The following is a 13,185-nucleotide window of genomic DNA, read 5'->3' on the forward strand; positions in this document are numbered from 1 at the left end:
GAATCTGAAGCGTATTTCCCTTCAACGCCAGACTATCACCAGCAGACCAACCAGAATCAGGCAACCACCCAGCAGGAGTTTTGGCGTCACTGGCTCGCGAAGCAACGTAACAGACAGAAGAATAGTAATGAGGATGCTTCCCTTGTCGATGAGGGCAACATCTGACACCCGACCAATCTGAATGGCCTTGTAGTAAAATACCCACGAAAGCGACGTTGTGAGGCCAGACACGGCCAGAAAAGCCACTATTCGCCCGGTGAGCTGATTCACCTCGCGGGCGTTTTAAAAGACCAGGAAGTTGAGCAGGACAAGCCCAAACACAACGGTCGTTCGAACGGCCAGACCCAGATCTGAGCTGATGTCTTTCAACCCCATTTTAGCAACAACCGAGGTTAACCCGGCAAAAAACATCGAGATCAGGCTGTAGATTACCCAGGTTGGCATACGCATCAGTTAACAGGAAATAAAACGGTGAACGTATGTAAAGCGGTTGCCGCATTGTACCGATACTGCACCGTCTGGCCATAACGCTCGGCAATTTGCTCTACCAGCGCTAACCCCAGGCCAGTCGACTCAGGACGAGCAGGGTTTTTAACGAATCGGCCGAAAAGTTGCTCGACCGGAAAAGGCAATGGCGACCCAGCATTGGTAGTGCTGAAGCCAGACGCCGTCAAAGTCACCTCTGTGTTTGTACCTGGCCGAGCATGAACGAGCACGTTTTTGATCAGGTTGCTAAACAGCACATCGGCCAGATACGGGTTCATTCGTTGATACACGTCCGGAACAATGTGGCTGATCCAGTTTAATTGCCGATGGTGGGCATATGCTTCAAGATTACGATACTGTTTCTCCACGATCTCGCTCAGATTAACCTGCTGTTGGTCGGTAAACTGCTGGTTATCCAGTTTGGTCAGCAGTAGCAGGCTTCTGTTCAGGTGCACCAGCCGCCGTATCGATCCCTGCGCCTGCTCCATATACGCCACCTGTTCATCTGTCAGCGGCTCTGTGGCCAGGAGTTGATCCAACTGGGTGGTGACCACAGCCAGCGGCGTCTGCATTTCATGAGCGGCATGATCGGTAAATTCTTTCTGCACTGCATATTGCCGATGCAGGTTCTGGCTCATGGTATTCAACGCTACCTGCAACTGGCTAAACTCATCGATGTTGCTGGCGGTGAATACAGTGGGCGTCCTGGCATCGAGCCGATACTGGCGTAGCTGCTCAATGAGTGTATAGAAAGGTTGCCATAATTGGCGGGCGATCCAGCCGTTTAGCGCAATCAGAACGATCATCAGTAACAGAAACACCACAATGATACTGACCGATAAGAGGCGGGCAATTTCTTCAAATTCACCCACCGCCTGTGTCACCGTCACCAGATACGCTTGGGCATCCACCTGAATTGTGGCGCGGAGCTTCCGAACAGGAACAAGTTCTTTTTCAAACAGGTCGTAGGTAAGCGTATCCGTAAAAACAGGGAGCACCTGCCGACTCGCCGGTACAATTGTCACATGCGGGTTTCCTATTCGATACCGTTCCCGACCCGGCAACGTACCTGCCGATGAGAGCTGGTTCGATACGTAAGCCAGATCACTACTGAGTTGCTCGTCTACTTCGTAACGAATACCCCGGTGAATAAGCGTGTGAAACAGCCAGCCGCCCCCAACAGCCACCGGAATAGCCACTAATAACAGATACAGCAATGTTTTACGAAGCAGGCTCATGATGGATAAGCAAATAGATAGCCAGCTCCATAGCGGGTTTTGAGGCAATCAGGGCAACCCCCATCCATCAATTTCCGGCGCAGATTTTTGATATGCGTGTACAGAAAATCATGCGAATCGGCCATGTCCATATGATCACCCCAAACATATTCGGCAATGGCCGCTTTAGTTAATAACCGGTTGGGATTGGCCATAAAAAATAGCAACAACTGATATTCCTTCTCTGTCAGTTCAAGGCGTTGCTCCTGAACCATAACCCGGTGCGACTGCGTATCGACCGCAATAGCGCCAAACCGAAGCAGGCTATTTCCCCCGAAGACACGGCGCCGAAGCACAGACTTGATACGTGCGTTGAGTTCGGGCAGGTGGAAAGGCTTGGTAATGTAATCATCGGAACCCAGTTCAAGGCCCAGCAGCTTATCATCAAGCGAATCATTGGCCGAAATGATAATAAGTCCGGGCATGGAAGTACCGGGCATGGATCTGCTTTGGGAAGCCGTCAGATTATTCGCTTTCAGCTGCCGAATCAGGTTCAGGCCATCCCCGTCGGGTAATCCCAAGTCTATAACAATGCAGTCATAGCCGTAATCGTTGATTGCCTGCGAAGCGGCGGTAAAGCTGGTAGCGGTTGTAATGAGGTACCCCTCTTTTTCCAGAAACTGCCGCATAGCCATCAGCAACGCAGGTTCGTCTTCAACCAGCAGAATTTTCATGGCCGTGTTCGTTTGCTCAAAAATGCGCACAAAAACTGTAGTAATTCTGTGTCGTCTGGCAAACTAGATTCCATATGCATTCAGGAATACGCCCTGCTTTGTAAAAAAACAAGAAGCAACCATTTCGTATCTTTACGTAGCTTACATCAACCCAAACGCATGAAAAAACACATGATTTTGCTGACCTCAGCTCTCCTGATTTCGGTCGGCTCATTTGCACAGACACTCAACGAAGTTATCGACAAACATATCGCTGCTCTTGGTGGTCTCGATAATCTGAAAGCCTTGAAATCGGCCAGATTTACGCAGTCAACTATTGCCCCGGGGCAAAGCATTGATGCTACGGCTACCGTTATTTTCGACAAAGCAACACGTATCGAGATGAGCATGGGCGGCACCGACATCGTTGTGGTGACAAAAGGAGATGCAGGCTGGGCCAAACAAGGCGATAGCGCGCCTCAGGACGTACCTGCGCAACAGCTCAAAACCATTATCGAGAGCGTAACTCTACCCGGTCTGGAAATTGCCAACGCCTCACGGAAGGGGCAGAAAATTGAATTTAAAGGTAAAGAGAAAGTAGACGGTAAAGAGTACTACGCCCTTTCGATGCCCATTCAGGGAGGTATATCAACGTTCTACATTGACCCGGCAACGTACCTGATCGCGTCGCGCAAGGGTTCGATCCAGGCCATGGGCCAGACTGTAGACGCCACGCTGGAGTATGATGAATATAAAAAGGCCGGTGCGCTAACCCTACCCTATAAGGTACAAACGGAAGCCATGGGCCAGTCGGCAACCGTCCGCCTGACCGCCTTCGAGGCAAATCCAGCGATCAATGAATCGGTTTTCGATAAGCCGAAGCAATAGAAACGTCATTGAGCTTTGCTATTAATAACGGCAAAGCTCAATGACGTTTCTGTCAGCTCGCTGCCGGTGTGCGGTCAGTAACCAGTTGGCCATCATTTCGCATGGCGTAATCCTGTCCGGCTTTATCGTCTTTACGCACAAAGGGTCGAATGATAAGGCGGGTACCGCGCTCATACGTAAACAGTCGGTAGATCCAGTTGCTCAACACAACCAGCTTGCTGCGAAAACCTACCAGGTACCAGATATGGACAAACAACCAGGCCATCCAGGCAATGAAACCGCCCAGATGTAGGTTTTTCGACAGGTCAGCCACAGCCCTATTCCGGCCAATAATAGCGAGTGATCCCTTGTCGAAATACTCGAACGGGCGCATCTCGCCATTTCTCAACATCAACGTCAGGTTCATAGCCAGGTGTTGCCCCTGCTGAATAGCCGGTTGAGCGACCCCCGGATGCCCGTTCGGCCATTTCTCCGACTTCATACTGGCAATATCGCCGATGGCATAAATACCGTCAACGCCTTTTACCCGGCTGTATTCATCGACAAGGTAACGCCCTTTCTCAACCGATTCGGCGGGCATACCATCAATGGTTGCACCGGCTACACCAGCCGCCCACACCAGCGTTTGTGTCGATATTTTTTCGCCGGTTTTAAACGTCACCACGTTTCCATCGTAACTATCAACCAGTGTTTTAACCTTCGTTATTACGCCCAGTTCATCCAGGTACGTCTGCGTTTTGGCCGCTGATTCGGGCGACATGGGTGGTAATACCCGGTCTACCCCTTCAACCAGGTAGATGTTCATCTTGCTAAAATCCAGGCCCGGATAATCGTTGGGCAACACGTGCTTTCGCATTTCAGCCAGCGAACCAGCCAGCTCTACGCCTGTTGGGCCACCGCCTACGATTACAAAATTCAGTAGGCTTTGCCGCGTTTCGGGGTCCTTAATAATACTGGCCTGCTCGAACGACTGGAGCAGCTGGCTCCGCAGGTTCAGGGCATCAGGGATCGTCTTGAGCGGAAACGAATTGTTCTTTATCTGATCATTGCCGAAGTAGTTTGACTTTGATCCCGACGCGATGATAAGGTGATCGAAGTGTATATCGCCAATTAGTGTGGAAACAGTCTTGGTGGCCGGGTTTACGCCCGTGACCCGTACCAGCCGAAAGTGGAAGTCGTCGTATTTCTCGTCGAAGAGTTTCCGTAAGGGTTCAGCAATGGCATCAGGTTCAAGGCCAGCCGTAGCCACCTGATACAGCAGGGGCCAGAATCCGTGATAGTTCTGTTTGTCGAACATCACAATCTGAAAGCCCTTGTTTTTTAAGCCCTTTACTACATTGATTCCACCGAATCCCCCACCAATTACCACTACGCGTGGCTTATTGGTGTCGGGAATGTTCAGGGATAGTTTATCGAAGTTTACCATCGTATCCGTCTATTGAGTATCTACTGCACTATCTACTGGTTTAGAGCGGGTTTTGTTTGCGAGGGCTCGAGTTCATGAGGCAGAAAACAAAACGCCCGGCCTAACAGACCGGGCGTTTACCTTAACGTATTTGGGTACGTTTATTTCTTGGGCGTTGCGGCCGGGGCAGCAGGGGTTGCTGGCTTTGGCGTTACGCCCATTTTCTTCAATACGATGTCCGAGATGTTACCATCTTCAGGAGCATACAGCAAGATCACCGCTGTGCCGGCACCGGCATCCAGGTTGAACACGTGCGAATAGCCGTTTTCTTTAGCTACAGCGTCAATATTCTTCTGGATGTTTTGCAATACCGGGCTTACCAATTGCTGATATTTCTGTTGCAGTGTGGCTTCAGCGTTCTTCTGGAATTCCTGGAAACGGCTCTGCAACCCCTGAAGTTCTTTTTCCCGATCGGCCCGGATCACTTCAGACATCTGCGCACCGCCTTTTTCGTAGGCTTGCAATTTCTCCTGAAATTCTTTCTGCATCCGCGTCGATTCGTTTTCGAGCTGCGTCCGCTGAATGGTCAATTGGTTCTGAATATCCTTTGCCTGAGGCACCTGACCCAGCAGGTAGTCCATGCTTGTATAGCCAATCTTAATCGGCGTAGCGGCCGTTGCCCGGGGGGCTGGTGCTGCTGCCGTAGAGGTAGCTGGCGTAGTTACCGGCGTTGACGCCTGGGCTTGCGCCCGTGCGCTCAGGCCCCCCATCAATAGGGCTGCGCTAAGCGCCATGACCAGATTCTTTTTCATTCGACTGTTTATTGGATTGTTATTTAGGTTTTGCACTGTTTGCTGGTTGAGCGATAGGGGTCTGTTTGGCTTTCTGACTGTCAGGGTCAAGCCCCATTTCCTCCATCACATAATCGGTGTAATCGTGCCGGGGGTTGGTGTATAACATCAACATTCCTTCACTGGCCTTATCGAAAATAAAATCGAGTTTTCGTTGCGACGCTACCTTATCAAGGGCGCGGTTCAGTAACTCCATCGGTACTTTCATGAGTTCCTTCTTTTTCTGGAAAAGCAGGCCCTCATAGCCAAACACTTTATTGTTGTATTCTCTGGCTTCGCGTTCCTTGTCACCAATAACTCGTTGCCGTTCCCGCTTCATGTCGTCGGTTAGCAGAATCTCTTCGGCCTGGTACGCACGCTGCATTTTTTCAATCTCCAGTTGCTTGTCCAGTATGTCTTTCGACCACCGATCGGCAAACTGATCAATTCCATCCTGAGCCTTCTTGTATTCGGGTAACTTGCTGAATATGAATTCAGTATCAACGTACCCGAATTTCTGCGCCCAGCCTGGAATGCTCCCTGCCAGAAGCCACAAAGTTACTAAGAACAAACCCCTTTTCATACTGCTCTTCGGTGGTTGTCTGGTGGTTAGATGTATTTACGAAGAGAACGTTTAATTGAGCAAACAATTTTAAGTTTACCGTTTGCTGTTTACTGTTTTCTGCCACTTCGCTACTTGGCAGCGAAACCGAAAACAGTAAACAGCAAACGGTAAACTCTCTATCTGAACTGCTGACCGATCGTAAAGTGGAACTGACCTGTACCAGCCTGTTGAACACCAGGCACTGTGTCGAAGCCCCAGCCGTAGTCGATACCGATCAGGCCAAAGGCGGGCATGAAGATACGGGCACCGGCACCAGCCGACCGGCGAAGATCAAATGGGTTATACTGCTTGTAACTAGCCCAGTTATTACCAGCCTCAACGAAACCGAGTACGAAGATCGTAGCCGACGGATTCAGCGACACCGGGTAACGAAGCTCAGCCACGTACTTGCTGTACACGACCCCGCCCTGGCTTGTCTCGTTACCAACAGGAACCCGGTTGTTATCGAGGGTAATAACCCGGCGATCCGGATAACCGCGCAGACCGATGATATCCTGCGCTAGTGCAAACTGCCCCTGACCAGCCAGACCTGAACCACCCAGTACGAACCGTTCGAATGGACCAATGGCGGTGCGGGCGTTATAGCTACCCAGGAAACCCATATGTGCCCGAGCGTTCAGTACGAATTTACCCACCGCCGTCTGGAACCAGCTGGCGTCGAACATCCACTTGTGGTATTCCACCCATTTGTAGGGGTTCGACTGATCGACCTGGTAATCTTTCGACCGGAATACCGAATAAGGTGGCGTGAACGATCCACTCAGCGTGAAGGATGAACCCAATCGTGGGAACTGCGGATTATCAATGCTATTCCGCGACAGCGTAGTATTGAACGTGAAGTTGTTCGAGATCCCGTTGTTATACCCGTTGCCGAAGATGGCAATGTTGTTCAGATCATACCGCTGATACGTGATCGAGTTGCTCAGCGAGAAGAAGTCATCGGGCACTTTCAACTGCCGACCCAAGCCTAGGGTAATGGCCGTGTTGGTATAGGCTCCAATCGGCACAGCACTGCTGCCGGCCGACGAGTAGAAATCAAGGCCAAACTGACGATACACCGTGTGGCTCAAGCTAACCGACAACGCATTGGGCTTACGACCACCCAACCAGGGCTCGGTAAACGTAGCCGAATACGTTTGGTATTGACGTCCGTTTGCCTGAAAACGAAGCGACAGACGCTGACCGTCGCCGGCAGGTAGCGGACGCCAGGCACTCAAATTAGTAATGTTGCGGGCCGAGAAGTTGTTGAACGTAAGACCCAACGTACCTACGAAACCGATAAAGCCACCCCAACCGCCCGATAATTCGATCTGGTCATTTGGTTTTTCTTCAACTGTGTATTCGATATCAACCGTACCATCTGGCTGCGGAATCGGGTTGATGCCGATTTTCTCGGGATCGAAATAACCGAGTGTTGATAATTCGCGCTGGGTACGTACAATAGCTGTTTTCGAGAACTTCTGCCCCGGCAACGTACGGATCTGCCGCATGACTACATGGTCTGACGTCTTGGTGTTTCCGTTCAGAATGATCCGGTTGATGGTTGCCTGCTTTCCTTCGTAAATCCGAATATCAAGGTCAATACTGTCACCCACAACGGCCCGTTCAACCGGATCGGCACGGTAGTACAGGTAGCCATCGTCCATGTAAATAGAGCTCAGATCCTGGCCGGGATTTCCAGCCATTTTCTTCTCCAGTTCCTCGGGGTTATACACGTCACCTTTACGAATACCCAGTACTTCACGCAGTTGATCGCTCGTGTGCAGGTAGTTACCTTCGAAATTCACATTCCGGTAGTAATATTTCTTACCTTCTGCCAGGTTCAGTTTCAGGCCAACCGTGGCGCCACCACTGTTGATTACGCTATCTTTTTCGATAACGGCATCGCGGTAACCCAGTTTGTTATAGTACTCAACAAGCTTGCCTTTATCTTCTTCAAACTTCTTCGGAATGAATTTCGATGGAGAGAACACGCGGCCAAAACGCATCTGCTTGGTGCTTTTCATTTTACTCCGCAAGGCACTTTCCGATACCTCTTCACGACCGGCAAACTCGATGTTATCAATTTTCACCTTTTCGCCTTTAGCGATCTGGATACGCATAGTGGCGTTGTTACGCGTACTGTCGGGGATGGTTGTCACCTTCACTTTCGTGTTCAGGTAGCCTTTCTCGATGTAGTACTTGCGAACTGCCAGCTGGGCATTCTTGATATCGGTGTTGGTGATGATCTTACCCCGCGACAGTTTCACTTTCTCTTTCAGCGATTCCGATTCTCCTTTACGAATGCCCGTGTAGGTGATCTGGAACAACCGGGGGCGTTCAATTACTTTGAATTGCAGCCAGATGCTCGATCCTTCCACTTTAGTCGCGCTCATTACCACGTCGAAGAGCAGGCCAGAATCCATCAGTTTGCGGATAGCGCCTCCCTGCGCTTCGCCCGGAAGCCGAATTTTGTCTCCTTTTTTCAGGCCCGTCAGCGACAGCAGTGAATTAGGATCCAGGAAACGCGTACCTGAGAGGGTCAGCCCACCAATCGTGTATTCTTTTGGGTTTGCATAATCGGTAAGCGCGTTGGTGGTAGGCGCAGGTGCGGCAGCCTGTGGAGCTCCGTAGCCAACACGTACCTGTGCCCAGCCTTCGGTAGTGGCCGTCAGGACTGTTATCAGCAGACTGGCAAAGAGAAATTGTTTCACAAAAAAGACGTTTGCTGTTTTCGGTTTACTGTCTTCAGTTACGCTGCTCTGTCAACATCCGGTTTCCAATCAGGAAGCAACCGAAGGCTGAAGACAGTGCACTGAAAACCGGGCGGCGAACCGCTTATTTTACTACTTGTTCCGACGTTTTACCGAAGCGCCGTTCGCGTTTTTGGTAGGTTAGAATAGCCTCCCAGAGGTGCGGTTTACGGAAATCAGGCCAGAGCACATCGGGCATATAGAACTCTGAATAAGCCAACTGCCACAGCATGAAATTACTGATCCGCATTTCACCGCTCGTGCGGATCATCAGTTCTGGATCAGGAATCCCGCCTGTATTCAGGTAGCTGTTGAATAGACCCTCGTCGATGTCACTTGGTTGGAAACGCCCTTTCTGAATGTCAGCCGTTAAATTTCGAACCGCTTCCAGAATTTCCCAGCGCCCGCTATAGCTCAACGCCAGAATGAGCGTCAGACCGGTATTACCTTCCGTGGCACGCATGGCTTCCTGCAGTTCGCGCTGGCAATCCTGAGGCAGACTTTCCGTATGACCAATGGTAGATAAGCGTACATTGTTATTCATCAGGGTTTTAATTTCCCCTCGAATAGTATGCACGAGAAGCGTCATCAGCGCGTCGACTTCAAATTTAGGGCGGTTCCAGTTCTCGGTCGAGAATGCGTAGAGGGTCAGGTATTTAACGCCTAACTCTGCACAGCCTTCCGTTACTTCCCGAACGGCTTTTATCGCGCTTCGATGCCCGAATACCCGGGCGGCTCCCTGTTGCTTAGCCCATCGTCCGTTCCCGTCCATGATAACGGCGATGTGCTGGGGGAGATTGCCAGGGTCAATGTGGTCTTTCATTCAACCAATTGGTTTTTAACAACTTTTAAGGATAAACCGGGCTAGTGAATAAGCCCGTTTACCGGACTACGAAGGTACGCAACCCGTAACCCGTTTCAAAATCTACTTAATCAGTAGAAAGACCACCTGAAAGCTACGAAAGCCTATCTTTGCGTGCATCAATAAGGTGGCATATCATTTGCCGTGCTACTTAGCGTTAAGACAGAAGTGGGTTACACTGGTCAACCAGAACTGCCGTTCGATAAGCAACCTTCAGCCCCGCACACATCCAATGAAACGTTTCCTACTCCCCCTGCTCGTTCTGATTATCATGGCTGTTGGCTGCACGAAAACCAACGACCCCGTTGACGCTCAGCCTAAAACGGTTAGTGACGTTTTAACCGAAACAGCCTCGTTCTCGCTACTGAAAGCGGCAATTCAGCAGGCCGGCCTGAACGATGCGTTGAAAGCGGCAAACCTGACCGTTTTTGCTCCCACCGACGACGCCTTTAAAGCCAAAGGTTTTTCTACGCCGGAGTCGTTCAAAACCCTGACGCCCGACGCGTTACGGAATCTGCTGCGCTATCACCTGGTGTCGGGAATTATCACGACAAAAACCCCCGAGCTGGCCTCAGCCAGCAATTTACCGGTTGAAACGTCGACTACGTCGGCTCTTTTTCTAACCAACACGGCTACTGGTTTATTCGTCAATGGCAGCAGAGTTACCAAAGCTGATCAGGTGGCGGCCAACGGTGTCATTCATACCATTGGCACCTTGTTATCGGCACCCTCCGGCGACGCACTAACTACCCTGAAGACTCGCGCCGATGCAGGTTTGCTGGTTGCGGCAATTACCCGTGCAGCTGTTGCACGCCCAGATCTGCTCGCTATTCTGAATGGAAGCACAACCAACGCTACCTACAAGACTCTAACGCTATTTGCTCCTACCGACGCCGCGTTCTCAGCGGCAGGTTACCGTACGGCAACCGATATCAATGCGGCAGCGCCTGCTACGCTTGCCAACCTACTTAGTTACCACGTTGTATCGGGACTTATCTTCTCCAATCAATTCCAGACAAGTCAGCTTTCTACCTTTAACAGTTCGACCAACAACAAGGTGACCATTGCGGTGCCGGCGTCGGGGCCAACGGTGAAAGGAAACAGCAATACAACGGCGGCAACAATTAAAGAAGCAGATATTTTGAGTAAGAATGCAGTTATTCACATGATCGATCAGGTGCTGCAGCCTTAATTATACTCCCGTACCGACGGGTAATACTCACCATAAGGAGGGGCTTGCTGATCGACAAACTAGTCAATCGGCAAGCCCCTCCTTATGGTTGTACCTACGTATTCATTCACTGCTTCATGATGTCATTCTCATCACTTCAGCCACGCATCAACGCGCTCACTCCCAACAGTAAACGGATGTGGGGAACCATGAACGTGGGCCAGATGCTCGCCCACTGTACCGATCAGGTACGTATCGTTTTAAACGAAAAAACGGCAAAAAACACCGGTACGGCAGTCACTCGCTGGCTTACGAAGTGGTTTGTTCTGCTTGTACCCCTACCGCTGCCCAGAAACATTAAAACCTTTCCTGAACTCGACCCCGCTCTATCGCTCATGACTAAACCCGGCGATTTTGTCACTGATCGCGACAACCTGCTGGCAGCCCTCTCCCGATTAAGCAAGGCTCCGGACGATCATCAAACATCCCACCCTATTTTTGGTACGATGTCTAAATCGGAAGCCATCAAACTCACCCAGATCCACCTGGATCACCACCTGCGGCAGTTTAGCGTTTAATTATCCAGGCAAGCGGTAAACTGATGAACTAGTTTCCCGCTTGCCTGTTTTTACCCTTTCAGATCAATCTTACGGCCCGTTTCGGCGGCGCGGTAAATAGCCTGCAGCAGTTTTACATCGCGCAGACCTTCTTCGCCGGTAACGTGATTTGGCAGTTTGTTGCCGGCAAGCAGGTCTTTACAAACGCCATCCATGTGAGCAGCCTGATGGTTCACCACTGGCATCTCAATCGGCCCTTTGCTGGTACGGCCTTTCAATGGCCCATATCCGAAAGCAGGCGATAGCTCAAACCACCCATCCTGACAGGAGGCGTACAGCCGCTCAACGCCCGCCGTATAACTCGTTGTGGAATTGGATACGGCCCCGCTCGGAAACTGAAATTGCCAGAACAGCGTCTCCTCCACATCCTTGAATTTTTGCGGGTCGGTTTTGGGCGAGAACTGGGCGGTAACCGAAATAGGCTCTTCTCCGGTAACGTACCTGGCCCCCTGAATCGCGTAGATACCCACATCCATCAGAGCGCCGCCACCAGCCATCGATTTTTTCAACCGCCACTGGGTTGGATCCCCAATTTTAAAGGCATCACTCGCTTCCACAAACCGGACCGGACCAAATACTTTCTGCTGGCCAAGCCGCATTACTTCCTGCGTAAATGGCTCGTAGTGAAGCCGATACCCAATAGCCAGCTGACGGTCCGCTTTTTTACAAGCATCGATCATTGCCTGGCAATCGGCCGGGGTAATAGCCATTGGCTTTTCACAGATCACGTGTTTGCCAGCCTGCGCCGCCCGCACCACAAACTCGCGGTGCATTGAGTTGGGAAGCACAACGTAGACCACGTCGATGTCTTTATTATCAATGATTCGATCGAAATTCTTGTAGTCGTAGACATTGCCTTTAGGAATATCATACTTCTTCATCCATTCCTCGGCTTTGGCGGGTGTGCCTGTTACAATACCCGCCAACCGGCAATTGGTCGTTTGCTGAAGCGCCGGAGCCAACAGGTTTTTGCTGTAGTACCCCAGCCCAACAAGCGCGATCCCTAGTTTCCGGCCCGGTTGCGCAGAATCAGACTGGATAGGCCTGCCCAACGCATCGGTCAGTGTCGGGATGGCAAGCGCCGAAGCACCGGCGTTCATCAGAAAGCGGCGGCGAGATTGGGTAGTCAGGTTGGTCATCGTATAGCAACGCGAAAGGTTTATCCCGAAAAGCCCCCATAACCATGCCTTTACCCGTTCTATTGCCAATAGCTGCCACTTAACCACTGGATTCAGGTCGCCAGCTGCAGGCTGACCTGGTTTTACGCCGGGCATCCAGCGGGCCAGGTCGGCCAATCGATTCGGGTTGTCGGGCTGTGGAATCAGGACATGATCGTTCGTTTGGTAATCGGCAATGACCTGTTCATCTACTTTACAGGGCGAAATAGGAAAGGGTAACGTAGAGTCAATGGCAGTCGTAGATGAGGAAGCATTCACTAAGCAGGTTTACCACTTGATGACCTACTACGTTGCTCACACACTGGTGTTTACCAATGCTGATACGCTATCAAAGGTGTGGCAACACGTTGAAGGCATATTGCTTTATCTTGAGCAAAGTTTTACGCTGCCAGGCGTATTCTGTTCGAGAGAATGTAAACCCCTAAGAGCCTGCCCTATTCTAGTAGTAGGCGGCCAGGCAG

General features: G+C 50.9%; 13 protein-coding genes. 3 read left to right on the forward strand and 10 right to left on the reverse strand.

Annotated features, from left to right (window positions below; translation table 11 throughout):
• Positions 1-21: 21 nt before the first annotated feature.
• From J2I46_RS32930 to J2I46_RS23755, 4 genes are read right to left on the reverse strand one after another with little or no spacing between them, the layout of a single operon-like run.
• Positions 22-270 carry an EamA family transporter gene (locus tag J2I46_RS32930; RefSeq protein WP_310589077.1) on the reverse strand — a complete coding sequence of 83 codons (249 nt, stop codon included), beginning with the start codon at positions 268-270 and terminating at the stop codon, positions 22-24.
• A gap of 12 nt (positions 271-282) precedes the next feature.
• The gene (locus tag J2I46_RS32935; RefSeq protein ID WP_229379916.1) at positions 283-444 is read right to left on the reverse strand and encodes a DMT family transporter; all 162 of its coding nucleotides are present in this window, start codon (positions 442-444) and stop codon (positions 283-285) included.
• A gap of 5 nt (positions 445-449) precedes the next feature.
• Positions 450-1,724 carry a sensor histidine kinase gene (locus tag J2I46_RS23750; protein WP_207331567.1) on the reverse strand — a complete coding sequence of 425 codons (1,275 nt, stop codon included), beginning with the start codon at positions 1,722-1,724 and terminating at the stop codon, positions 450-452.
• Positions 1,721-2,437 carry a response regulator transcription factor gene (locus J2I46_RS23755; protein ID WP_207331568.1) on the reverse strand — a complete coding sequence of 239 codons (717 nt, stop codon included), beginning with the start codon at positions 2,435-2,437 and terminating at the stop codon, positions 1,721-1,723. Before J2I46_RS23755 ends, J2I46_RS23750 begins: the two co-directional genes overlap by 4 nt.
• Positions 2,438-2,596: 159 nt before the next feature.
• On the opposite strand from J2I46_RS23755, the gene J2I46_RS23760 reads away from it, so the two are divergent.
• Complete coding sequence (locus J2I46_RS23760; RefSeq protein ID WP_207331569.1) at positions 2,597-3,304, forward strand: hypothetical protein; 708 nt, start codon at positions 2,597-2,599, stop codon at positions 3,302-3,304.
• Positions 3,305-3,356: 52 nt separating this feature from the next.
• On the opposite strand, the gene J2I46_RS23765 is transcribed toward J2I46_RS23760, so the two are convergent.
• The 5 genes from J2I46_RS23765 to uppS all read right to left on the reverse strand — a co-directional run bounded on the left by J2I46_RS23765 (position 3,357) and on the right by uppS (position 9,719).
• Complete coding sequence (locus J2I46_RS23765; RefSeq protein WP_207331570.1) at positions 3,357-4,730, reverse strand: NAD(P)/FAD-dependent oxidoreductase; 1,374 nt, start codon at positions 4,728-4,730, stop codon at positions 3,357-3,359.
• 140 nt (positions 4,731-4,870) lie between these two features.
• A complete protein-coding gene (locus J2I46_RS23770) occupies positions 4,871-5,521 on the reverse strand; it encodes an OmpH/Skp family outer membrane protein (RefSeq protein ID WP_207331571.1) in 651 nt (216 codons plus the stop codon).
• 19 nt (positions 5,522-5,540) lie between these two features.
• Entirely contained in the window at positions 5,541-6,122 is a 582-nt protein-coding gene (locus tag J2I46_RS23775) for an OmpH/Skp family outer membrane protein (protein WP_207331572.1), read from the reverse strand.
• Between the two features lie 158 nt (positions 6,123-6,280).
• Positions 6,281-8,857 (reverse strand): outer membrane protein assembly factor BamA, encoded by a 2,577-nt coding sequence (gene bamA / locus J2I46_RS23780; protein ID WP_207331573.1) that lies wholly within the window; start codon positions 8,855-8,857, stop codon positions 6,281-6,283.
• A gap of 124 nt (positions 8,858-8,981) precedes the next feature.
• Complete coding sequence (uppS, locus tag J2I46_RS23785; protein ID WP_207331574.1) at positions 8,982-9,719, reverse strand: undecaprenyl pyrophosphate synthase; 738 nt, start codon at positions 9,717-9,719, stop codon at positions 8,982-8,984.
• A 271-nt stretch (positions 9,720-9,990) separates the two neighbouring features.
• Here uppS and J2I46_RS23790 point away from each other — a divergent pair, with 271 nt between their 5' ends.
• Positions 9,991-10,950 carry a fasciclin domain-containing protein gene (locus J2I46_RS23790; RefSeq protein WP_207331575.1) on the forward strand — a complete coding sequence of 320 codons (960 nt, stop codon included), beginning with the start codon at positions 9,991-9,993 and terminating at the stop codon, positions 10,948-10,950.
• Between the two features lie 116 nt (positions 10,951-11,066).
• The gene (locus J2I46_RS23795; protein WP_207331576.1) at positions 11,067-11,507 is read left to right on the forward strand and encodes a DUF1569 domain-containing protein; all 441 of its coding nucleotides are present in this window, start codon (positions 11,067-11,069) and stop codon (positions 11,505-11,507) included.
• 50 nt (positions 11,508-11,557) lie between these two features.
• Here J2I46_RS23795 and J2I46_RS23800 read toward each other — a convergent pair whose 3' ends face one another.
• A complete protein-coding gene (locus tag J2I46_RS23800; protein WP_207331727.1) occupies positions 11,558-12,685 on the reverse strand; it encodes a Gfo/Idh/MocA family protein in 1,128 nt (375 codons plus the stop codon).
• Positions 12,686-13,185: the final 500 nt, after the last annotated feature.

This window comes from Fibrella forsythiae (assembly GCF_017353175.1).
Lineage (GTDB): Bacteria > Bacteroidota > Bacteroidia > Cytophagales > Spirosomataceae > Fibrella > Fibrella forsythiae.